Below are 23,738 nucleotides of genomic sequence, written 5' to 3'. Positions count from 1 at the left end.
ACTTTTGTGCGAAATTACTTTTATAAATAATTGTTAAAACTCGAAAGAATCTGAAAACTTTGCAACAAAATACGGTAATTTTGACACAAATTTTCAAAGATTTGATAGAACGACTTATTCCATTTCTCATCTTAGCAATTGTCGTCGAACTTTATACTTATCGTACTGTAAAAATTGCTTTTGAGAACAAAACTGTTCCAAAACTTATTTATTTGATTACAACCATTTCGATTATCGGAATTATTGTATATCAGGCATTTAATTTGAAATTATCGGCGGGTCAAACATTCGGTTTCCAGTTGATGGTGGGTTTATTTGTCTTGTTGTATTTACCAAAATTCTTTGTTTTTGTGCCCGTATTTTTCCAGGATGTGGTGAATGGTTTTATCGCGCTTTTCAATTATACAGTAAGACCCAAAAAAGTTGAACGCTATTTTCCCGAGCGTCGAACATTCGTGGCAAAAGCAGCGCTTGCCCTGGCCGCGGTTCCGTTTTTGGGCGTGATTCATGGTATTTCATTGGGACGATTCAATTTTCATCTTCACCTCAAAAAAATTGCTTTTGGCGATTTGCCTTCTGCTTTTGATGGACTGAAAATTCTTCAAATTTCTGATCTTCATACAGGCAGTATTTTGAGTCGAGATCGGGATAAAATTGTAGAAGCCGTGAAGCTCATCAATGCGCAAAATGCCGATTTGATACTGTTTACGGGCGATTTGGTGAATAATTTTGGGGATGAAGTCGATCAATGGATTCCAATTCTGAATGAAATAAAACAAGCGCCGTTTGGTAATTTTGCCGTAATGGGGAATCACGATTATGGCGAATATACACAGTGGGAAAGCGAAGCAGCCAAACGTGCCAACCTCGAAAAAATAAAACAAGCTTATGCGAAAATAGGCTTCCACCTGTTGTTGAATGAGCATGTTGCATTAGAAAAAAATGGCGCATCAATTCAACTCGTTGGAGTAGAAAATTGGGGACATCGTTTTATACAACTCGCCGATTTGCCAAAAGCAACTAAAGGAATCGATGCAAAAGATTTTAAAATTCTGATGACTCACGATCCGTCTCATTGGGAACACGTGATAAAAAATGATCCGTTGCATTATCACCTTACTTTTTCGGGGCATACGCATGGCATGCAGATGGGAATTGAGGTTCCCGATTTAGGAATCAAATGGTCGCCCTCTCAATACATTTATAAACAATGGGCTGGATTGTACGAAAATGCGGGTCGGTATTTATATGTGAATAGAGGATTGGGGTATCATTTCTTCCCGGGGCGTATTGGGATTTGGCCCGAAATCACCGTGATAGAACTCCATAAAAAGGATTGAGTTGTTTCGTGTTTTTTTAACCGAAGCCTAATTTTCTCTTTCCATTACATATTGTACCATCAATTCTAATGAACGTCTAGCCTCGTTATCTGGGAATTCTTTTAAGATTTTCAAAGCCTCATCAGCATACTGTTTCATCATTTTTTGGGTATATTCGATGCCGCCGTTTCCCTTTACAAAATCGATGATTTCTCGAACTCGTTTTTTATTGGTATTATGCCGTTTTACAGAGTTTATCAACCATCTCTTTTTATCGGGCGTGGTATTGTTTAAGGTATAAATCAACGGAAGCGTCATTTTCTGTTCCTTGATGTCAATTCCTACCGGTTTGCCAATAGCGTTTGAGGTCGTATAGTCGAACAAATCATCTTTTATCTGAAAAGCGATACCAACCAACTCGCCAAAACGATGAAGTTTGCTTGCCGTTTCTTCGTCAGCACCTACTGAGAGTGCGCCCGCTTTGCAACAAGCAGCGATGAGCGTTGCCGTTTTCATACGGATAATTTCGAAATAAACTTCTTCTGTGATGTCTAATTTTCGAGCTTTTTCGATTTGCAAAAGTTCACCTTCCGATAATTCTTGTATGGCAACCGAAACCGTTTCCAGTAGGTCGAAATCTTTGTTTCGGGTAGAGATAATCAGAGTTTTCGATAGAAAATAATCGCCAACCAACACGGCAATTTTATTTTTCCATAAGACATTCAGTGAGAAAAATCCTCTTCGCAAATGGCTATCATCCACTACATCGTCGTGCACGAGGGTTGCGGTATGGATGAGTTCGATAAACGAAGCGGCACGATAGGTTTTTTCATCAATTGTACCGAGCATTTTGGCGATGAGAAATACAAACATCGGACGCATTTGTTTTCCTTTTCGGCGAACGATGTAATAGGTAATTCTGTCTAATAAGGCAACATTGCTTTTCATGGATTCGAAGAATTTTTCTTCGAAAATTTTCATTTCCTCAGCAATAGGTTCTTTGATGAGTTGACTCGTTTTGCTCAAAATTGCTCGTTATTTGATTAGTAAATTGGCAGGAAAACAATGCAATTGTTGCTTTGCATACATTCCTCTGAAATTTAATTCTTCACCACTTGCACAAACTTCGTTCCGTTGTGGGTTGACCGATATGCCTTCTAATTGCCCTAAATCACTCGCAAAACCAAACGGAATAACTTTTATGTTTTTTGCCGATAAGAAATCTTCGTTTCCTTCTTCCAAATCGTACCAATTGATAAAGGCAATGCCTTCTTTGGTGTAGCCCAGCAAATACACGCCTTTGGTGGCTGGATGTTCGCTTATATGGGCAGCTGTGACCAAAAATTGGGTATGGAAAGTGTTGATTTTCTTTGCAGCTTGTTTTTCTTTTATTTTTGGGTCTAATGTGTAGTGCGTTGTTTTTAGACTCGCCCATTCTTTCGAAAACAAGTGGAGTTTGCCATTATAGGCAAAAAATGCTTCTAAATCGTAATCGTTTTTTCGATTTTTTATTTTGAAGGTGTCTTGTTCGGGATAATAAAACTCAATCTTATCTACCGTTACCGTCTGCGTCGCTTTGCTGTAGTCGATTAGATTTTTGTCTAGGGTATAAATGGTTAAATCTTTACGATTTCCTAAATTATTTCCAAAATCGCCGACGTAGATAAAGTCTTCGTCTTGGGTGATTTCTTCCCAATCGGTATTGGGTACGCCGTCTAAAATTACGGTATTGGTGACCTCGCCAGTAAGTCCGTCGAAAAGGTAGATTTCATTGGCATTGTGGCTATCGTTCAAAGCCCAAAATAATGGTGTATCTGGAGTTGATTGCTGGTCGAATTCTAATGCCGAAATCTCTATGATTTTTTCAGGCAATACAAGCGATCTCAACTGATTGGTTTCGATGTATATCGAATCTATTTTTTGGGAATAAACATGGAGCTGAAACGCAATAAAGGTAATAAGAGTTGCTAGTTTCTTCATCATTCGATCGATTTGTTTGCCAATTGTCCGCACGCTGCATCAATATCTTTACCGCGACTACGACGAACGTTGACTACGATATTGTTTTTTTCTAAAGTATCGATGTAGAGATTCATTGCTTTTTCTGAGGCTTGTTGATATTGCCCGTCGTCTATGGCATTATACTCGATAATGTTTACTTTCGACGGAATTCTTTTGCAGAATTTTACAAGCGCCTCTACATCTTCCTTTTTGTCGTTTATACCATTCCACACGATATATTCAAAGGTAACTTTACTTTTGGTTTTTGCGTACCAATATTCGAGGCTTTGAGCCAATTCGCTGAGTGGAAATTTAACCGAGAAAGGCATGATGAGGTTTCGCACCTCTTCTCGAGCGGCGTGTAGCGATACAGCTAATTTTATTTTGAGATCTTCGTCAGCGAGTTTTTCGATCATTTTCGGAATACCCGAAGTCGAGAGTGTGATTCTTCTTGGTGACATGCCCAGACCTTCATCTGTTGTAATTTTTTTTATTGCCGAGATTACTTCATTATAATTAAGCAAGGGTTCGCCCATCCCCATGAACACAATGTTGCTCAGCGGTCGATTGAAGTATCGTTTACTTTCTTCGTCTATAATGACCACTTGATCTACAATCTCTGCCGCGGTAAGGTTTCGCATTCGTTTCAGTCGAGCTGTAGCGCAGAATGTACAATCGAGGCTGCAACCAACTTGCGAAGAGACACAAGCGGTCGTTCGGTTGTCGGTTGGGATCAATACAGATTCTACGATGTTGCCATCGTGCAATTTCACAGCGTTTTTGATGGTTCCATCGTTCGATTTTTGTAGAAGATCTACTTCAACTGGTTGAATCATAAATTGTTCGCCCAAGGTTTCTCGTAACGATTTAGAAAGATTGGTCATGTCATCGAACTGATGCGCATTTTTCTTCCAAAGCCATTCGTAGACTTGTTTGGCACGAAATGTTTTTTCGCCAATCGAGTTGAAGTAGGTTTCTAACTCTTCTTGTGAGAGTTTTCGAATATCTTTTTTTGCTGTATTCACGCTTATAATATTAGCATCGCATCACCATAAGAGTAGAATTTGTATCCTTCTTTTACAGCTTCTTCGTATGCTTTCATGGTAATTTCGTGTCCTGCAAATGCAGAAATCATCATCAACAAGGTCGATTTTGGAGTGTGAAAATTGGTGATCATGCAGTTGGCAATACTGAAATCGTATGGTGGATAGATGAATTTATTGGTCCAACCATTGAAAGGATTCAAATGACCATCTGCAGAAACCGAACTTTCGATTGAACGCATCGAGGTTGTCCCGATGGCACAAACTTTTCTTTTGTTATCGATCGCTCGATTGACGATGTCTGCCGATTCTTGGGGAATGATGACTTGCTCAGATTCCATCTTGTGTTTCGACAAATCTTCTACCTCTACAGGCATGAAAGTTCCTAATCCGATGTGCAAGGTCAGCTCTGCAAAATCTACTCCTTTGATTTCTAATCGTTTCAATAAATGTTTAGAAAAGTGTAGGCCTGCTGTAGGAGCTGCCACTGCGCCTTCTTCTTTGGCATAGATGGTTTGGTAGCGCTCTATGTCTTCGCTGTCGGCTTCACGCTTGATGTATTTTGGAAGTGGAGTTTCACCGATTTCTTTTAGTTTCGAGCGGAACTCTTCGTACGATCCATCGAATAAGAAACGCAGGGTTCGCCCACGTGAAGTGGTGTTGTCGACAACTTCTGCAACCAATGTATCATCATCATCGAAAAATAATTTGTTTCCAATTCTTATTTTTCGAGCAGGATCGACCAAAACATCCCATAGTCTAGTTTCTGGGTCGAGTTCACGTAATAAGAACACTTCTATTTGTGCTCCTGTTTTTTCTTTATTTCCCATCAATCGTGCAGGAAATACTTTTGTATTGTTACGAATCATCACGTCGCCTTCGTCAAAATAGTCGATAAGGTCTTTGAAGAGTCGATGTTCTATTTTTCCAGTATCGCGGTGTATCACCATCAATCGTGCTTCGTCGCGTTGTTCCGAAGGTCTTTCTGCCAACAATTCTGGTGGCAATTTGAAATCGAAATCGGAAGTTTTCATTTTCATAAGACAAAATTTTTACAAATATACGATATCCGATACCCGTTTGTCAAGTTTATCTTATAATTGGTCTGTTTATTCGCTTTGTTCTTTTAATTTTATTATTTTTAGAAACAAAAAAGCTGCCTCGCAGTGGAAACAGCTTCGTTAGGTTTATACCTTCAGATCGGTATTGAGATTACCCAAAAGATCTTTATATTTTTCTAAAATTGGCTCGACTTCTGTTTTCAAGAATTCTTCTGTTTGCTCGGGTGCAAAACCAATGAAATTCTTCGGGTTCATCAATTCCAATAATTTTTGTTTGTCAATTTTCACGTTTTCATCGTTTAAGATTCGTTCGATGAGATCGTTCGATTTTCCTTCTATTTTCACTTGCTTAGCTGCTTCCATAGAATGTGTACGGATGATTTCGTGAAGTTCTTGGCGGTCTCCACCGTTTTTTACCCCTTCCATAATGATATATTCTGTTGCCATGAATGGTAATTCTTCTTGTATTCGTTTTTCGATAATTTTGGGGTAAACGACCAAGCCTTCCAAAATATTGTTCCATATGAGCAAGATAGAATCGATGGCTAAGAAAGCTTGCGGAATAGAAAGGCGTTTGTTGGCAGAGTCGTCTAAGGTGCGCTCGAACCATTGGGTTGCGGCTACCATTTGGGGCGATGAGGCAAGTGAAATTACAAATTTAGCCAAAGAAGCTATTCGCTCAGAACGCATTGGGTTTCTTTTGTATGCCATTGCCGATGAGCCGATCTGATTTTTTTCGAATGGCTCTTCGATTTCTTTTAGGTTTTGCAACAAGCGCAAATCGTTGGTGAATTTGTGTGCAGATTGGGCAATATTAGCCAAGATTTCTAACGCCTGTGCGTCTATTTTTCGATCATAGGTTTGTCCAGACACTGCAAAAACATTGTTGAAGCCAAATCTTGCCGATAACTCCAAATCTAGTTTTTTTACTTTTTCGTAATCGCCGTTGAACAATTCTTTGAACGAGGCTGCTGTACCTGTGGTGCCTTTTACACCTCGAAAACGTAAGGTTTCTATTCTGAATTCTAATTCTTCCAAATCTAACAAAACAGATTGCAACCAAAGCGTAGCGCGTTTGCCAACTGTGCTCAATTGCGCTGGCTGATAGTGGGTAAACCCTAAGGTAGGCAAGTCTTTGTATTCTTTTGCAAATTTGGCTAATCCGTTGATGACGTTGACCAATTGTTTTTTTACCAATTCGAATCCGTCGCGTATTTGGATCAAATCTGTATTATCTCCAACAAAAGTAGAGGTTGCCCCCAAGTGAATAATTCCTTTTGCTTTTGGAGCTACGTCTCCGTAGGCGTGTACGTGAGCCATCACATCGTGGCGAAACTTCTTTTCGTATTCGGCTGCCTTTGCATAATCGATATGGGTTTCGTTTGCTTTCAGTTCATTTATTTGTTCGTCTGTGATATCTAAACCCAAATCTTTTTCGATTTCTGCCAAAGCAATCCATAATTTACGCCAAGTGGTGAATTTTTTTTCGGGTGAGAAATTGTACAACATTTCGTCGCTTGCATAACGACTTTCTAGCGGATTTTGATATTTATTCATGATGTCGTGGTATTTTGTTTTTTTAAAGCTTTTTCAACATATTTTGCACTTCGTTTATATAATATCCTTTGAATAAAAGTGCATGAATCATCAAAGGAAATAGTTGTGCGTACGGAATTCGTTCTTCCCATTTTTGCTCTAAGGGATAATGTTCTTGATAACTTGCATAGAAATTTTCATCGAAACCCGAAAACAATTTGGTCATGGCTATATCCATTTCTCGGTGCCCAAAGTAACAAGCCGGATCGATGAAAGCGACCCGATCTTGATGCGTTGGTAAAATGTTGCCATTCCACAAATCACCGTGTAAAAGTGCAGGCGCTTCGTTTGGGAAAATTTCATCTAAGCGTTTGCAAATTTGTTCGGTAAGCTGAGCATCTTTGTTGGTGATGAGTTTCTCATCGAACAGCATTTTGGTTAGAGGCAACAGCCTATTTTCGGCATAAAAATCACTCCATTTTGTTTTTGGAGCGTTGTTTTGCACAATGATGCCGATGTAATTATCTTCTTGCCAACCAAATGTTTCGTGAGTTTGTCGATGAATTTTTGCCAAATCCTGTCCTAAATTTTGCCAAGATCGGGGAGTAGGAGTTACTTTTTCTATCCATTCTAAAATCAAATACTGATAATTATCTTCCGAAATTCCGACGGCGATTGTTTTAGGAATTTTTAGGTCGTTGATCTTTCCTAAAAAGTCTAACGAATAGGCTTCTTTGCGAAACATTTCGGGAAACGAATCGGCGATATTCAATTTCAAAAAGTAATAGTGCCCATCTTTTTCTAATCGAAAGGCATCGTTGATATCGCCACCTTCGACCGGAAATGCCTCGTCGAACTGTAGAGGCGATGAAGCTATTTTTTTTAGAATTTCGTTCATGACAAAAACAATAAAAGTCCGATAAACATCAGACTTTTTTTGCATTAAAACAAGGTTGTTCTAATAATATTTTGCGACCGCTCTGGCCCTACAGAGACCAAATAAACCTCGATGCCCAGATAACGCTCTATGTAATGAATGTAATCTTGGGCAGTTTGCGGCAACTCGTCGAACGAATTGATCTTGGTAATGTCTTCTTGCCAGCCTGGTAAAGATTCGTAAATGGGTTCGTACAAGTCTAGTTTGGTGGTAGAAGAGGTGAAATAGTCGATGATTTTACCGTCTTCTGTTTTGTAGGCTGTACAAATATTGATGGTGTCGATATTAGACAATACATCGAGTTTGGTGATGACCAAATGGGTGATGCCGTTGATCATGCAAGCGTGTTTCAGTGCTACCAAATCTAGCCAGCCTGTGCGTCTTGGTCTTCCGGTAGAGGCACCAAATTCGTGACCAACTTGACGAATTTGTTCGCCCAATTCGTTGTCCAATTCGGTTGGGAAAGGTCCGTTTCCTACCCGTGTACAATAGGCTTTAGAGACCCCAATCATGTTTTGTAGTTTGGTCGGAGGTACGCCTGCGCCCACACAAACACCACCAGTGGTTGGAGAAGATGAGGTAACAAAAGGGTAGGTACCAAAATCTATATCCAGCATCAGTGCTTGTGCGCCTTCGAAAAGTACTGTTTTACCTTCGTCTATGGCTTGGTTGATTTCTAATTCTGAATCGATGATTCTGGATTTTAATTTTTCGCCATAATCGAGGTATTTCTGATAAATATCTTCGAATTTCAGCGGTTCTTTTTCGAATAATTTTTCGAAAAGTGCATTTTTTACCACCAAATTTTCTTTGATTTTGGCAGCTAAAATATCCGGATTCAATAAATCGATCGCTCTGATTCCAACTCGAGCCACTTTGTCTTCGTAGCATGGACCAATACCGCGTTTGGTAGTTCCGATTTGTCCGTCTAGACCAGCAAATTCTTCTCGATATTCATCCAAAAGAATATGATAAGGCATGATGATGTGTGCTCGTCGACTGATGAAAACATGATCGGTGTTGAGACCTCTCGACTCTAGTTTTTCTATCTCGTTGAAGAAAGCTTCTGGGTTGACCACCACGCCATTGGCAATGATGCATTTTCCTTTGCATTGCAATACCCCAGAGGGTAAAAGGTGCAAGACAAATTTGTCGTCGCCCACATACACCGTGTGTCCAGCGTTGTTACCACCTTGATAGCGAACTACATAATCCGATTTCTCTGCCAAGACATCGGTGATTTTTCCTTTTCCTTCGTCGCCCCATTGTAGGCCGACCACTACATTTGTTGACATGCAAGTATTGTTATTTTGTTTTGTGTTTGTTTGTTGCAAATTTAAGTTAATGTTAAGCCTCTTCCAATTATTTCTGAAAAGTTTTCTTTAAAAATAGAATAACTTATTTCGGTTCTAAAATAGACTATTTTCCTTAAAGGTATATTGATTGTTTGAGCGTAGTATTTTCGAAAGATGTGAAAGTAGCCTGCTAAAGGTTTTCTTTGAAATCCCACAATTTTCTCATTCAAAACTCTTTTATTTATAAAATTTTTTTATTAACTTGTGAAAATAAGCGAGCAGTTTTGCTTTTCGGGCTAGAGTAGACGTTGGTTTTCTTTGCCAGTGTGGTTAAACTGTTAGCCGTTGGTGATCATTTCTTCAGTGTTGAAATGAATTTTAAACGATAAAAAACAATTGGGTTAAATTTTATAAAGACGTATAAACAATGCCTAAAAGTCAATCGCTAACAGAGAAAATCGTTTGTATCATTGAAATGATGATCGAAATTTTGCCAATGGGTCGATAACCGCTCGTGACCATAAATGAGCATAAAAAAAAGACAATATGAAAACAATTTTTAAAATTTTATTTTCAGGAATTCTTTTAGCTAATTTATCTTGTACACATTCCGATGACGGTAAAAAGAATCCAGAACTAGATGAAAATCACAGAACTTCCATCGTCAATAAATTAAAATATGAATTAAAATCAGCTGATTTATTGGATGGTTTCGATGGAAGTGAAAAGGTTTTGGAATCATCTGTTGTAGAAATTGATGGTAAATTTTATTTGAGAACGGTTTTTGACAATGAGTACACCGCTACAACCTTGTTGAAATACGATGCTTCAAACAACAGCTTGATCGAAGATGGAATAACTTGTACAAGTAAAATTTGCGCTACTTCTAATGGTTGTGTGCCAGATGCTAGCGGAGTTAAATGTAGCCCATGTGGTGGGGGAATAGGTGATTGTACGAAAACGGTAACTTATCCAACGAATTAACCTTAATGCGTTTCTAATATCAAAAGGGTAGAGGTGTTCTATATTGATGAATATCAAACTGATATAATGAAAGAAGCCGTCTCACAACTGAGGCGGTTTTTTTATATAAATAATGGATTGATTATTAGGTGATTAATATAGAATTCACTATATTTAACTACTTAATTTTCAGCGAAATGAACTATAGAATTAAAGAATATAACCAATCCCAAAACTGGTTATTTCCACCTTCGATAGAAGAATTAATTCCGACTAATCATCCAGTAAGAATCGTAAACAACGTAGTTGAGAAGATAGACTTAAAACCTCTTTTAGAAACTTACAGTCGGGAAGGTCATCCTAGTTATCATCCTAAAATGATGCTCAAAGTGATGGTTTACGCTTATATGGACAATATTTATTCCAGTAGAAAGATCGAAAAAGCCCTCAATGAGAACATAAACTTTATGTGGCTTTCTGGTAGAGAAAGCATCGACCATAATACGATAGCCCGATTTCGAAGCAATAAGTTAAAAGCCGTATTCAAAGACATCTTCAAACAAGTGGTATTGCTTTTGGTAGAAGAAAAATTAGTGAGTCTCAAACGAGTTTATACAGACGGTACCAAAATAGAATCGGTAGCTGGAAGATACACCTTTGTCTGGGGAAATTCCATCAAGACCAATCGGGAGAAAATGATCAAACAATTAGAGGATATGTGGCAATACGCGCAGTGCGTTGCTGATGAAGAAGACCAAGATCCCGAGCCACCGGAGTTCAAAAAACTTGATCCTGAAAAAGTCCAACAAGCCGCAGATAAAATCAACCGAATCCTAAAAGAAAAGTCTGACGATCCAAAGAAAAAAGCCAAATCCCGTTACATCCAAAAGAATTTTGCGCCAAACTTAAAGAAATACCAAGAACAAGAAAAGTTACTACAAGAACGCAACTCCTACAGCAAAACCGATCCCGATGCGACCTTTATGCGCATGAAGGACGACCACATGCAGAACGGACAATTAAAACCCGGCTACAATGCACAAATCAGCACCGAAAACCAAATCATCGTCAACTATACCTTACATCAAGACACCAACGACATTCATACTTTAAAACCTCATTTAGAAAACCATAAAAAACTCTACAATGAGCTTCCCGAAGAACTCACCGCAGATGCAGGATACGGAAGTGAAGAAAATTACGAACTTTTGGAGGACAAAGCAATCAAAGCCTTTGTAAAGTTCTACACCTTTGACCAAGAACAAGGTAAATCAAAGAAAAGAAAAAATCCCAAACCCTTTGAACGAGACTCACTCTATTATAATGAAGCGCAAGATTTTTATGTATGCCCGATGGGACAACGTATGGAAAAGCGCGGTGAGCGAAAAGTCCAAACAAAGTCAGGATATAAGCAAACCTATAGTTGTTATAGCGCTAAAAACTGCAATGGATGTCCGCTCAGAAGCCAGTGCTTCAAGGGGAAAAACAACAGGACAGTAGAAAGGAACCATAAATTAGAATACCACAAACAAAAAGCAAGAGAACTTCTCACATCCGATATCGGAGAAATAAGAAGAAAACAAAGAACTGCTGATGTCGAACCTACATTTGCCCAACTCAAACACAACCGAAACTTCAAAAGATTTACCCTAAAAGGAATTGAAAAAGTGGAATTAGAGTTCGGATTGCATGCTTTAGCTCATAATCTGAAAAAGATGAGTGCGTAAACAAGAATAATAACTCATCTTTTTCTAAATTATTAAATTGAGTTGGTTTTTGACCTCAATTTTTTAATCATAAAAAAACCGTCTCGATTTTATAAACGAGACGGCTTCTCTACTACAGAAAAGTATTTATACGCCTACTCCTATTGTTGTCATCGCCTTTGGTGATATAATCAAAAGCGCCGTTTTTCATGGCTTGCACGCCGTCTGTAATTGTGCCATAAGCGGGAAGAAGAATAACTTCTACTTCTGGATGTTTGTTTTTTTATGATTTTCGCTGTTTCTATTCCATTTCCGTCTGGCAATTTCAAATCGCAGATGACCACATCGATATCGTTCGATTCTAATCTTTTCAATTCTAATGTGATAGTAGGTGCTTGAAAAACCTCGAACCCTTCTAAACTGATAATTTTAGAAAGCAGATTTCTCAGTTTTTCTTCGTCGTCTATAATCAATACTTTATTCAAAATTATTTACCTTTTTAAGAATTACAAATTTACAATTATTTGGTAATGTTGTCTTGCGAAGTGTACGTTGTCTTGATAGAAGGGTGGTGGTTGATGATTATCTAAAATCAGTCGAAAAAGATAGGTCGATAAAAGAAAATTCGGCTTTAGACGAAATCACATCCGAAACTGAAAAATCTATACGTTCTATTCTCGATCAAATCATTTTTGAGAATTACAGCTATTATTTGGGATTTGATAACTTGTAATAAGCATTCAAAAAACCAACAATTGAGTAGCCAACTTCACAACCCCAATTTATTGGAACCGCATTCTCGATTTGTTTGTACTGTTGAGCCATAGGACCAACGAACACCCAATCATCTGGAAAGGTTTGTATTCTTGCATATTCTCTAAACGTAAATGGACGCGTTTCGTCTGGGTGGCATCGTTCGGTTTGTTTTTGTGCTGGGCTACAAGTTAAAGTCAAACTAGGTTCGTCCCAACCAATTCGTCTTGCCATGCCCGTTTTTCCGCCCCTAAGATAGAAACTCGCTCCCATATATTCTTTTTGAATGTCTACTGGTAAATCGCGCCAATAGCCTTTTGGCGGAACCAAATCTAAAACCCATTTTTTACTTTCTGGGTATTTTGAACCAGGTGATTTTGGTACATCAGCATCAACAATTCTCCTTTTTTTAGTGCGTCTACAAGATTATATATTTTTTTATAAGGTTTTGGATATTCGAATTTCAAATCAATATCCTTTCTAATTCCGACCAAAATCAGACGTTCACGTTTTTGTGGGACTTTGTAGTTTACTGCTTTCAAAACCTCAACCGGGGCTACGTTGTAGCCAATTTCATCCAATACCGAAATCATCCCATTCAAGGTGTTTCCGTTATCGTGATTCAAAAGTCCTTTCACATTTTCGCCAACACAAATCGGTGGATTTACTTCTTTTACAACGCGAGCAAATTCATAAAACAAAGTACCTCTTGCATCTTCGAAACCCAATCTTTTCCCAGTATAACTAAAAGCCTGACAAGGGAAACCTCCAGTCACGACATCTACTTTATTATGGTATTCTGAGAAGTCAAAATCTTTGATATCGTCTTCTACAATATTCCAATTCGGTCGATTTTTTCGTAGCGTTTCGCAAGCGTGTTTGTCAATTTCGTTTAGTGCAACATAGTGTAAACCAGGTTTTTATAGCCCAACAGCCAAGCCGCCTGCGCCAGCAAATAATTCTAGAACAGTATAGTTGTTTTCTGGTTCAACAAAATTCGAAACATGATCTTGAACATCATTGTTTAAAAATTCTGCAAACAAAGTTTCGACTTCTTCTTTTTATAAACCCTATAGTTGCTTATGGGTTCACGAACTGCCTACAATTATCCTTCCTCATCCCAACGACGCAGTGTTTTCGTACTTTTGTTTAGCAATTTTGCTACTTCAGAAATTGTTATATAATCATTCATAACCCAACTGTACAGCGTTAGACAATGATTATAATTTTAGTAAAAAGTAACGGTTTTAAAAATATAATTTTAAGTATATACTCATAAGATTTAAGATTATTAAATCAACTTTCCCGATTTGTTGGTCGATTATATTTTTAAACTGATGAAAAAAGCGTACATTGTACAGAGAAAATTAAGTACGAATATTTATGGCAACAACTGCTTCATTTTACGACGATTTGGTGTATGGAGAACAAAATCCTGTTCTCAAAGCAATCTTGAAAATCGAGCATTCCAAAGAAGTGCGTATCTGTTTCAGAAAAGGACAAGAATTGAAAAAACATAAAGCGCCTCACCCAATTGTGGTGCAGGTTTTAGAAGGAAAAATTGATTTCGGATTGGAAGATAGCGAACGATTTATCTTGGAAAAAGGAATGATGATCGCCTTGGACGCCAATTTGTTTCATGATCTTGTTGCAGAAGAAGATAGCATAGTAAGGCTAAGCATCAATACCAAATCGGTATAAAAAAACTTCTCGTGAGTAAAATAGACGAGAAGCCTTTTATATTACAATTTATATTTTAGCATTCTAGTGGATGGCGTATTTTTTCAGAAACTTGTACACGTCGTCGTTTGCACCATAGATTACCAACACATCGCGAGGTTCTATTACGGTGGTTGATGAAGGGAAACCTTTCACCTCGGGTACAATTTTGTGCTGTCCCAAAAAACTTGCTTCTTCTTTTTGCTGAATAATGGTCAGGACAAGGATATTGTAATTTTTCTTGAATTGTATTTCGTCAAAGGTTTTTCCGACCAATTCTTTGGGTGTTTCAACCTCGATAATGCTAAATTTTTTGTTGAGTTCGAACGAGTCGAGTACTCCTTGTACATTTAGTTTTTTGGTCCATCGTTCTGCCGATTCGGCTTCGGGTCTTATGATTTCTGTAATGCCAATGGCTTGCAAAACATTTTCGTGAAGAGGATTTATGGCGCGGCTTATGAGTCTTTTTACATTCATATTCTTGAAAATTGCCGTCACCATAATATTGGCTCCTTCGTCTTCGCCAATACTCACAATTACGATATCGGTATTGTCTATCGGGAGTTTTCGCACGGCGGTTTCGTCTGTTGCATCCATGCAAATGGTGTACGATAATTTATCTTTCAGCGAGTCTACTTTTGTCATTTTATTATCTACGCCAATCACTTCGTGCCCCAATTTTGCCATTTTCTGCCCTAGTGATTCACCAAAGTTTCCTAATCCTATAATAATTATTCTCATGTTTTTTTGTAAAAGGTTTTTATAAATTTTTTAAATCAAAATTTCATCGGTAGGATAACGGTAATTTTCTGAAGTTGTTTTTTTGAAAAACGCCATCAACACCATCATCATAGAAACCCTTCCGATATACATCAAAAATATGACGACTATTTTGCTTTCGCTACTCAGCTGCGGCGTGATATTCCTCGAAAGCCCTACGGTAGAATATGCCGAAAAAGCTTCGAATGCTACATCGATCAAATTCAGATGATTGTCGAACCTGGTAATTAGAAAAATCCCAATTCCGATCACCAAAAAAGAGAGTGTCATTACCGCAAAAGCTTTTTGTACATTTACTGGGCTGAGTTCTCTTTTAAAGATTTCTATTTTCGATTTTCCGCGTGCAATATTCAGAAAATTGACTACCGCAATAGCAAAAGTACTGGTTTTGATTCCGCCCCCAGTTCCGGCAGGCGAAGCTCCAATCCACATAATAAAAATCACGATAAGCGTAGATGAAAAATGAAGTTCTGCAAAATCTATATGATTGAAACCTGCTGTTCTGGGCGTAGTGGCAAGAAACGTTGCCGAGACCAATTTCCCGAAACCCTGATGCGGTTCTAGCGTTTGATAATATTCCTCGAAAAACAAAATGATGGTCGCAATAATCATGATCGAAAGCGAGGTAATCAGGTTTACTTTGGAACTTAGACTAAACACCCAACTCTTGTTGTTTGGCGTTTTTTTGATGAATTTTCCGATTATTTTTTGTACAAAATAGCGGATATAACGTAGGATATTGATGAGGATGGGAAAACCAATTCCGCCCAAAAAAATTAGAACAATCAACACCGATTGGAAAGGATAATTGAAAATAAGTTTATCGTTCATCACATTGTTGGGCAGCGTAGAAAAACCCGCATTACAAAAAGCCGAAACGGCATGAAAGGCGCTGAAAAACAGTTGTTGTCCCAGTGAAAAATCAGCATTTTCTACCGAAAAGAATATTACGATAGCTCCAAAAAATTCGATTCCAAAAGTGAGGATGATAATTCTTTTCATAAATTCGAAAACCTCGCTCATTACATCATGATTGGCGATGCTCCCAAGCGCAATTTGGTTGTCGTAGGTCGATTGCCCTTTGAAAAAATAAGTGATAAATCCAGCAAAAGTCAAAATCCCCAATCCGCCGGCTTGTATGAGCAACATGATCAGTAAATGACCAAAAGGAGTGAAAAAACTTGCAGTGTCGACCACGGTGAGCCCAGTAACGCTAACCGCACTGGTAGCCGTAAACAACGCGTCTAAATATCGTATGGGTTGTGTGGTAGCATTGGGCAACATGAGCAATGCAGAACCACTGAAAATAAGAAATAAAAAGCTCACAATAAAAAGCTGTGGCGCTGTAATTTTCGATTTTCGAATATTGAGTTGGGGCAGGGCAATTTCTCTGATAAGCTTGAGTACAATAGCAAACTGCAAATATTTGCTCACATAGGAAAATGAATATTCGAAGAATTGTTGATACAAACAATAGAGTATAATAGCAATGCTTAACAAGTCGAAGATTAGAACCCTTGGCACCAATTTTTCTGTAAAAATTATATTTTTTAGGCTGGTTTTTACCACACCAATGAGCAAAATAGCAACAAAGAAATAATTGATATACGGATAATATTTTGCAGGGAAACCAAAGCCAAGCATGGCAATCAGAATTACAATTGCCAAAACATAAGTGGCCGACAAAACGATGCCCAATTCGCGACTTTTAAAGATTTCAGAAAGTTTATTCCATATGATCATCCGAATGAAAATTTTAAAAACGTAGGATTAAAACCTTTTGCAAATATAGAATCTAATTCATTTAATTTTCATTAAATCTTCATGCTGCAGGATTTTTAAAATTATAAAATTTCTAAAGGAAAAAATTGTTTATCAAATCTCAGGTTATAACACTTTCATGCCGAATGCAAGTATTCGAATAAATTGTTAACGTTGATTTAAGCTAAAGTTCTTTGGACTATTTTTAGAATTCTTTTATTTTTGTGAATCTTACTTTTAAAATGAACAATGGAGCAAAATTTAAATCTTAGTCCAGTCGAAAAATACATCGTAAAACCCATCAATCAGTTTATCAATAAATCCACAACCGGAGGTTTGGTTCTGTTTATAGCTGCTGTCACCGCAATTTTCTTTGCCAATTCTCCTTGGGCAGAGTGGTATCACGAGTTGTGGCAACATCGGATAGGGGTTTCTTTTGGCGATTTCGAGCTCAAAATGTCGCTTCATCACTGGATAAACGATGGTTTGATGGCAATTTTCTTTTTTGTGGTAGGATTAGAATTGAAACGCGAGCTCACAAATGGCGAGCTATCATCGCCCAAACAAGCAATGCTTCCGATCATCGCTGCAATTGGCGGAATGGTGTTTCCGGCGCTTATTTATACCTTTTTCAACGGCGATACAGATGCGGCGCACGGTTGGGGAATTCCCATGGCAACCGACATTGCATTTGCGTTGGGGGTTATGTACCTTTTAGGAGACAAAGTTCCACTTTCGCTTAAAGTTTTCTTGACAGCTTTGGCAATTGTAGACGATTTGGGTGCTGTTTTGGTGATTGCGCTTTTTTATACTTCGAACCTAAATTTGATGTTTTTATCGATCGGAATTGCCTTGTTTATTTTGCTACTAATCTGTAATAGATTAGGGTTCAAAAGCCCTATTTTCTATGCAATTATTGGAATAGGAGGGATATGGCTTTCTTTTTTACTCTCTGGCGTACACGCTACTATTGCTTCGGTTTTAGCCGCTTTTGCAATTCCAGCAAATGCCCGAATAAACGAAGGGTATTTTTCGTATAAAATGAATGAGTTAAGAGAAAGATTTTTTGCTGTAGATCCAGATGATAAAAATCCAAACCTCACAGGAGACCAAATTCATATCGTTGAAGAAATGCGAAGCCTGACCAAAGATGCATTACCGCCGTCGCAACGGTTAGAACATGGTATGCATAGCTTTGTAAGCTTTATTGTGATGCCAATTTTTGCTTTGTGCAATGCTGCAATTCCTATTTCGTTTGGGGGTGATATTAGTGCGGTAACTTTGGGTGTAGCGTCTGGTTTGATTGTAGGAAAAGTCATTGGTATTTTTGGTCTGATTGCGCTGATTATAAAACTAAAAATCGTTTCTAGACCAGAAGGAATGACCATGACTCAACTGTTGGGCGTAGCTTTTCTGGCGTCTATTGGGTTTACGATGTCTTTATTTGTTACCGAATTAGCTTTTGACGTCAACAAGCATCCAGATTATCCAGATCAGGCCAAATTAGGAATTATCGCAGCTTCACTCATTGGTGGACTTGTCGGCTTTCTTATTCTTTCTAGAACCGGAAAGAAACAAGCAAAATAAATCCTGAATTTTCTATATTCTTACCGATTGATAGTCTCGTTGTTTTATACCAAAAAAAACTTGCTAACGAATACTATTCTCAAAACTGAAGTGCGCTATCGTTTCGGTCAGCTATTATTTATTAGATAAAACTCGTATTTATTAGATATAACTCGGCGGTGAATTCATAAAAACTTCAAACCCTTTGCGTTTATTAAAAAAAAATTAGACACTAAAATTCGATTTTTTATGAAAAATCATGTACTCTTTCTTCTGCTTACAGTCTTTTTTTTGACTATGGTGCAAGCATAGCATTCTGCCGGAACTTTAGACCCAACATTTGGTGTCGATGTCGTAAAGACAGTGGCGCCTCTTTCCGACGTATTTTTAGAATCCAAAGCCATTATTACTCAAACAAATGGCAAATGGTAATGTCACGCCTCAACACAGACGGCTCACTCGATACCGATTTTGCAAACAACGGCTCTTATATTTATGCGCTAGGTGCTGAGCTATTAAGGGATGAAGGTTTTGCAACAAAAAATAATGAAAAATTGTTGTTGTAGGAAGATCGTACTGTATAACGGAATTTCGAATGAAGTGCTCTGGCGTTTCGATGCAAATGGAAATTTAGACGAATCGTTTGGTAACAACGGAATGGTAGTTTTTGATGCCGACGGAAAGCAAAATTTGCCCGAAGCTGCATCTTTACAATCAGACAGAAAATTGTGACGGGCGGGTATATCGATGACCAATTTAGCCTTTTGCGGTAAAATACAGACGGGTCATTAGATTCCTCTTTTGGTGCGAATGGCTACGTGATCTATGAAGGTTATTTGAACGGATTTGTAAAAGATACCGCTATCGACAACAATAGAAAAATTCTCATTGCTGGACAATCATTTTATAACTCGAGCTATATTTCGACCGTTTTACGCTACAACGCAAACGGAACAAAATATAAATCTTTTGGTGATTTGAGTGCGAAAATTATTTCATTTGGTAGCGGACACGATTTTAGTTCAAAAATAGCTGCATTAGACAACGGAAATATCCTGGTTGCAAGGCATACTTGGGTTTCTATTATCCCTTTTCTACAATACGATATTCTGATTTTCCGCCTATAAGCAGATGCAAATATCGACCCTACTTTTGGTACAAATGTTTTCGCAACGCTAAAAATGAGCAATTGGAAAAATTATCTGCAAGAAATGACGATTCAGAACGATGAAAAAATCGTTCTTTCGGGGGTATTTAACCAAATAAAATCCTGCGATAAGCGATTTATTTATTGCTCGTTTTACAAAGAATGGAGCAATAGATACAACTTTTGATGTGCAAGCTGGGTATTCTGTTTTGGACTATAACAATGGCTTGGAGAAAGGAGGTTTTGTAACCATCGACTAATACGGAAAATTGTTGATTGCAGGTGGAATACTGAGCGAAAATTCTTCTTTTGTGGTGGCAAATACACCAACGACAATCTGCAAATCAACGATTTCGAAATTGCAAAAGCATCAATTTATTCCAATCCTGCCAAAGATTATTTTGTGGTAAATCTACCCTCAAAAGAAACATCTTTGTTACAACTTTTAAATGTATCGGGGCAAATAATTTTAGAAAAAAAAAACATCAATACGACAACCAAAATAGCGACTTCTGCGCTTCCGAAAGGCGTTTATTTTGTTCGGATAACGACCGCTAACCAACGCATAACCGAAAAATTGTTTATCCAATAAGAAAACAAAAACGATGAGCTGAAAAACTTGCTCAGATTGTATGGATTAGAAGAAAATATCTGCTTGCTGTACGAAGTGAACAGATTATTTTTTGATATGATAAACTATTAAACTTTTATACTTTTGTAAAAAAAATCATGGGCGTTGCAGAAATATTGTTGAAACGAAAAAAAGAATTGGCAGAAAAGAATAAAAACGAAGGGAATGCTTTTCGCGAAGAATTTGCAAAACATGAAGGAGTTGTAACTCTTGAAAGCGGTTTGCAATACCAAATTTTGGTAGAAGGCGATGGACCGAAACCGAAAGAAAGCGATACAGTTTTGTGTCATTATCACGGAACTACGATACACAATGAAGTATTCGACAGCTCGGTTCAGCGTCAAAAACCTGCGTCTTTTCCGCTCAATCGTGTGATTGCCGGATGGACAGAAGCTTTACAATTGATGCCTGTTGGTAGCAAATGGAAATTGGTAATTCCGGCGGAATTGGCTTACGGTGAAGAGCAAATTTCTAAAGCAATTGGCCCCAATAGCACACTGATTTTCGAAGTAGAATTGTTGGGCATTTTGTAATCAAAAAAATCCATCAAACGATGGATTTTTTTGTTAGCATCTTTTGCGTCTTTTTTGTTTCAATCGATTGTTTCGAATTAGATTTCGATGAAATGGATCTTTCAGTTTATTTACTTGATCTTCGAGCACAAATGCTTCTTTTTTTTCTGCTTGCTTTTTAGCCATTTTTTTTGTTTTGAAATTCAGTATACAATATATTACATTTCAGTTGAATTGTGGGATTTTAAAATGTTTATTATCAAATTTTTAACGTTTATAATTTCACTTGATTCAGTCTGGTGGCATTGAGGATCACCGAAACCGAGCTCAAGCTCATGGCAGTTGCAGCGATCATGGGCGACATTAAAATTCCGAAAAACGGATACAAAATTCCGGCCGCAATGGGGATTCCAATAATATTATAAATAAAAGCAAAACCTAAATTTTGATGGATATTTTTCATCATCGCATGGCTCAATCGAATGCTTTTCTTTACGCCATTTAGATCGCCTTTCAACAAAGTAATGTCGGCACTTTCTATCGCCACATCGGTTCCAGAATCCATTGCAATCGCTACGTCTGCCTGTGCCAAAGCTGGCGCATCGTTGATTCCGTCGCCAGCCATGGCGACTATTTTACCTTCTTTTTGGCGTTTTTGGATAAATTGCTGTTTATCTTGCGGTAAAACTTCGGCTTCAAAACTCGTAATGCCAACTGCTTTGGCTACTTTTTTGGCGGTGTTGTAGTTGTCGCCCGTGAGCATGACGACTTCTATATTTTCTTGCTGTAAGTCTTGAATAGCGCCTTTTGAAGTGGTTTTTATCTCATCGTGCAATTCAAAATATCCTTCGAGTTGATTATTAATGACCAAAAAAGAGGTGGTGTTATCATTATTTTGAAATTGATTTATCGGAATATTCAGGTCGGTCATCAAGGTTGCATTTCCTAAAATTAGCGGTTGATTATCGATCGTTCCTTTTACACCTTTTCCTGTAATGTTTTGAAAATGAGTTACATATAAGGGGTCTAATTGTTCAGATTTCAGTTTGGTGGTAAAGGCGTTTGCCACAGGATGCGAACTGTTTTGATTGAGACTTGCGGCATATTGCAAAAGTTGATTTTGACTCATTTTTCCTGTTGAGATGATTTTCGCGATGCTGGGTTTACCATTGGTAATGGTTCCTGTTTTATCGATTGCTAAAACGTTCACTTGGTTGAGCTGCTCCAAAGAAGCGGCATTTTTGATGAGTATTCCATTTTTTGCGCCTTTTCCTACCGCAACCATTACCGACATGGGCGTTGCAAGCCCCAATGCACAAGGACAAGCAACAATGAGAACGGCAATAGTGTTGGCAAAAGCAAAATTCAACCGATTATCGGTGCCCAAAATCCACCATGCAATGAATGTGAGTACAGCGACGATGATAACTGTAGGAACAAATATTTTTGAAATTTTGTCTACCGAACGTTGAATAGGAGCCTGCGTACGACTTGCCGAATTGACCATCTGGATGATTTTTGCCAAGAGGGTGTCTTGACCTATTTTTTCTGCTTGCATTACAAAACTTCCAGAACCATTGAGGCTGCCACCAATTACTTTGTCATTTGGTGATTTCGAAACGGCTACCGATTCGCCAGTGAGCATCGATTCGTCTATGTCGGTATTTCCGCTGATGATGCTGCCATCGATCGGAACTTTTTCTCCTGGTTTTACCTTGAGCTGATCTCCAATTTTGATGTCGTGAATGCTTACTTTTTGTTCTTCGCCATTAACCACTAAAGTCGCTTCGTGAGGCGTGAGTTTGATGAGCTCTTTGATGGCTTTGTTGGTTTTAGAATGCGCTTTGGCTTCCATCAATTGACCTAAAATAACCAAGGTGAGGATTACCGCTACCGATTCGATATATAATCCGACCATACCGTGATGCGTTTTGAATTCTTCTGGAAATGAATTTGGAAAGAATAACGCAATCAAACTGTAAAGGAATGCCGCTGAAGTGCCTAAACCAATGAGGCTAAACATGTTGAGATTCCAGTTTTTATAAGAGTGGTAAGCTCTCACAAAATACGTACTAGCTGTATAAAATATAATGGGTAAGCATAAAACCAATTGCACTAAGGCAGAATGCTGTGGCGAAATGATTTTTCCGACGGGATTTCCCGGAATCATTTCACCCATCGATAAGATGAAAATAGGTAAAGTGAAGGCAACCGAAATCCAAAATTTCTTTTTCAGTTCTTGGTAAGTTTCGTCGACCTCTTCTTGTGGTTCTTTCGGTACGAGATCCATTCCGCAAATCGAACAACTTCCTGGGCTGGCTGAAACAATTTCGGGGTGCATAGGGCAAGTATATTCTACCCGATGCGTGAGATCTGGAATTTTTTCTAAATTCATTCCACAGACTGGACAAGAGCCCATTTCGTCGTAAACCTTATCGCCTTCGCACATCATCGGACAGTAATATTTACCGGCATTTTCTTCAGAAAAATGCTGATGCTGGTGAGCTCCGTGTTCGTATGGTTTATCTCGATCTACCTGTTCTATTGGTAATAAAAACATATTACAAACCGAGCATCTGCCAGGTTCTGTGTGGATCAAATCGCCTTCGCAAAACATGGGGCAAATGTATTGGTTGCTGGGTGAAGTGTTGGCGCGGATATGGGGCGGTATGTCGTCTTGCTCGGTTACCAATTCATAATCTCCTATGTTTTTTAAGGTTTGTTGTATCAGATCCAAATCGAGTTCGATTTCACTTGTAAAAAAAACTTGATCGGGTAAAAAAACTTTGGCAGTGAGCCCTTCGATGGTGTTCAAGGCAGTTTCGACCGCTTTTTTGCTTTCGAAATTGCTTAAACCTTTTAAGGTATATTGGCTGTTCATTTTTTTTTTGATTTTTAACAAAGTTCTTGAATTTATTTTAGATTTTTGTTAAATGCAGATAGGAAGTTTTAATCGACGAATAAATCATTTTGATTAGAATTTTAGGTACAAAAACTGCCATTTCTAA

22 protein-coding genes and 1 pseudogene are annotated in these 23,738 nt (G+C 38.1%); 10 read left to right on the top strand and 13 right to left on the bottom strand.

Annotated features, from left to right (window positions below; genetic code table 11):
* The first annotated feature begins 80 nt into the window (after positions 1–80).
* Positions 81–1,340 (top strand): metallophosphoesterase, encoded by a 1,260-nt coding sequence (locus BN8061_RS10280; RefSeq protein ID WP_235802741.1) that lies wholly within the window; start codon positions 81–83, stop codon positions 1,338–1,340.
* A gap of 27 nt (positions 1,341–1,367) precedes the next feature.
* Here the strand turns inward: BN8061_RS10280 and BN8061_RS10275 are convergent, their stop codons facing one another.
* From BN8061_RS10275 to BN8061_RS10245, 7 genes are all read right to left on the bottom strand, one after another.
* On the bottom strand, positions 1,368–2,300 hold the full coding sequence (locus BN8061_RS10275) for a polyprenyl synthetase family protein (RefSeq protein WP_068599584.1): 933 nt from the start codon (positions 2,298–2,300) through the stop codon (positions 1,368–1,370).
* Positions 2,301–2,354: 54 nt separating this feature from the next.
* The gene (locus BN8061_RS10270; RefSeq protein ID WP_068599028.1) at positions 2,355–3,302 is read right to left on the bottom strand and encodes a hypothetical protein; all 948 of its coding nucleotides are present in this window, start codon (positions 3,300–3,302) and stop codon (positions 2,355–2,357) included.
* On the bottom strand, positions 3,299–4,345 hold the full coding sequence (rlmN, locus tag BN8061_RS10265; RefSeq protein ID WP_068599027.1) for a dual-specificity RNA methyltransferase RlmN: 1,047 nt from the start codon (positions 4,343–4,345) through the stop codon (positions 3,299–3,301). Before rlmN ends, BN8061_RS10270 begins: the two co-directional genes overlap by 4 nt.
* A 2-nt stretch (positions 4,346–4,347) precedes the next feature.
* Positions 4,348–5,397, bottom strand: a complete 1,050-nt coding sequence (gene queA, locus BN8061_RS10260) for a tRNA preQ1(34) S-adenosylmethionine ribosyltransferase-isomerase QueA (protein WP_068599581.1) — start codon at positions 5,395–5,397, stop codon at positions 4,348–4,350.
* Positions 5,398–5,550: 153 nt separating this feature from the next.
* Positions 5,551–6,981 (bottom strand): adenylosuccinate lyase, encoded by a 1,431-nt coding sequence (gene purB, locus BN8061_RS10255; protein ID WP_068599025.1) that lies wholly within the window; start codon positions 6,979–6,981, stop codon positions 5,551–5,553.
* Positions 6,982–7,003: 22 nt separating this feature from the next.
* The gene (locus BN8061_RS10250; protein WP_235802740.1) at positions 7,004–7,903 is read right to left on the bottom strand and encodes a fructosamine kinase family protein; all 900 of its coding nucleotides are present in this window, start codon (positions 7,901–7,903) and stop codon (positions 7,004–7,006) included.
* The gene (locus BN8061_RS10245; protein ID WP_068599576.1) at positions 7,903–9,192 is read right to left on the bottom strand and encodes an adenylosuccinate synthase; all 1,290 of its coding nucleotides are present in this window, start codon (positions 9,190–9,192) and stop codon (positions 7,903–7,905) included. The genes BN8061_RS10250 and BN8061_RS10245 overlap by 1 nt, the downstream gene beginning before the upstream one ends.
* Before the next feature lie 546 nt (positions 9,193–9,738).
* Here BN8061_RS10245 and BN8061_RS10240 point away from each other — a divergent pair.
* Positions 9,739–10,176, top strand: a complete 438-nt coding sequence (locus BN8061_RS10240) for a hypothetical protein (RefSeq protein ID WP_068599023.1) — start codon at positions 9,739–9,741, stop codon at positions 10,174–10,176.
* 176 nt (positions 10,177–10,352) lie between these two features.
* Positions 10,353–11,882: an IS1182 family transposase gene (locus BN8061_RS10235; RefSeq protein WP_068599021.1), complete on the top strand. Its 1,530-nt coding sequence runs from the start codon at positions 10,353–10,355 to the stop codon at positions 11,880–11,882.
* A 170-nt stretch (positions 11,883–12,052) separates the two neighbouring features.
* Here the strand turns inward: BN8061_RS10235 and BN8061_RS10230 are convergent, their stop codons facing one another.
* Both BN8061_RS10230 and dcm read right to left on the bottom strand, forming a co-directional pair.
* On the bottom strand, positions 12,053–12,346 hold the full coding sequence (locus BN8061_RS10230) for a response regulator (protein WP_068599019.1): 294 nt from the start codon (positions 12,344–12,346) through the stop codon (positions 12,053–12,055).
* A gap of 223 nt (positions 12,347–12,569) precedes the next feature.
* Positions 12,570–13,806, bottom strand: a pseudogene (gene dcm, locus BN8061_RS12420) (DNA (cytosine-5-)-methyltransferase).
* Between the two features lie 191 nt (positions 13,807–13,997).
* Here dcm and BN8061_RS10220 point away from each other — a divergent pair.
* Positions 13,998–14,315 (top strand): cupin domain-containing protein, encoded by a 318-nt coding sequence (locus BN8061_RS10220; RefSeq protein ID WP_068599018.1) that lies wholly within the window; start codon positions 13,998–14,000, stop codon positions 14,313–14,315.
* Positions 14,316–14,378: 63 nt separating this feature from the next.
* On the opposite strand, the gene BN8061_RS10215 is transcribed toward BN8061_RS10220, so the two are convergent.
* Both BN8061_RS10215 and BN8061_RS10210 read right to left on the bottom strand, forming a co-directional pair.
* The gene (locus BN8061_RS10215) at positions 14,379–15,074 is read right to left on the bottom strand and encodes a potassium channel family protein (protein WP_068599016.1); all 696 of its coding nucleotides are present in this window, start codon (positions 15,072–15,074) and stop codon (positions 14,379–14,381) included.
* Between the two features lie 30 nt (positions 15,075–15,104).
* Positions 15,105–16,856: a TrkH family potassium uptake protein gene (locus BN8061_RS10210; protein ID WP_235802739.1), complete on the bottom strand. Its 1,752-nt coding sequence runs from the start codon at positions 16,854–16,856 to the stop codon at positions 15,105–15,107.
* A 267-nt stretch (positions 16,857–17,123) separates the two neighbouring features.
* Between BN8061_RS10210 and nhaA the strand changes: the two genes are divergently transcribed.
* The 6 genes from nhaA to BN8061_RS10190 all read left to right on the top strand — a co-directional run bounded on the left by nhaA (position 17,124) and on the right by BN8061_RS10190 (position 20,751).
* Entirely contained in the window at positions 17,124–18,461 is a 1,338-nt protein-coding gene (gene nhaA / locus BN8061_RS10205; RefSeq protein WP_068599015.1) for a Na+/H+ antiporter NhaA, read from the top strand.
* A 404-nt stretch (positions 18,462–18,865) separates the two neighbouring features.
* Positions 18,866–19,006, top strand: a complete 141-nt coding sequence (locus tag BN8061_RS11920) for an NHL repeat-containing protein (RefSeq protein WP_154662307.1) — start codon at positions 18,866–18,868, stop codon at positions 19,004–19,006.
* Complete coding sequence (locus BN8061_RS10200; protein WP_068599013.1) at positions 18,987–19,172, top strand: NHL repeat-containing protein; 186 nt, start codon at positions 18,987–18,989, stop codon at positions 19,170–19,172. The genes BN8061_RS11920 and BN8061_RS10200 overlap by 20 nt, the downstream gene beginning before the upstream one ends.
* Positions 19,173–19,258: 86 nt before the next feature.
* Positions 19,259–19,567: an NHL repeat-containing protein gene (locus tag BN8061_RS10195; protein WP_068599011.1), complete on the top strand. Its 309-nt coding sequence runs from the start codon at positions 19,259–19,261 to the stop codon at positions 19,565–19,567.
* Between the two features lie 279 nt (positions 19,568–19,846).
* Positions 19,847–20,179 (top strand): T9SS type A sorting domain-containing protein, encoded by a 333-nt coding sequence (locus BN8061_RS11980; RefSeq protein ID WP_094745947.1) that lies wholly within the window; start codon positions 19,847–19,849, stop codon positions 20,177–20,179.
* Between the two features lie 137 nt (positions 20,180–20,316).
* Complete coding sequence (locus BN8061_RS10190) at positions 20,317–20,751, top strand: BamJ family beta-barrel-assembly machinery protein (protein ID WP_068599009.1); 435 nt, start codon at positions 20,317–20,319, stop codon at positions 20,749–20,751.
* A gap of 33 nt (positions 20,752–20,784) precedes the next feature.
* Here BN8061_RS10190 and BN8061_RS12320 read toward each other — a convergent pair whose 3' ends face one another.
* Positions 20,785–20,916, bottom strand: a complete 132-nt coding sequence (locus tag BN8061_RS12320) for a hypothetical protein (RefSeq protein WP_262509384.1) — start codon at positions 20,914–20,916, stop codon at positions 20,785–20,787.
* A gap of 88 nt (positions 20,917–21,004) precedes the next feature.
* Positions 21,005–23,611, bottom strand: a complete 2,607-nt coding sequence (locus BN8061_RS10185; RefSeq protein WP_068599007.1) for a copper-transporting P-type ATPase — start codon at positions 23,609–23,611, stop codon at positions 21,005–21,007.
* Positions 23,612–23,738 lie beyond the last annotated feature (127 nt).

Source organism: Vaginella massiliensis (genome assembly GCF_900089075.1).
GTDB classification, from domain to species: Bacteria; Bacteroidota; Bacteroidia; order Flavobacteriales; family Weeksellaceae; genus Weeksella; species Weeksella massiliensis_A.
Note: the sequence above shows the minus strand (reverse complement) of the source record. Positions and strands in the feature narration are given on the sequence as shown.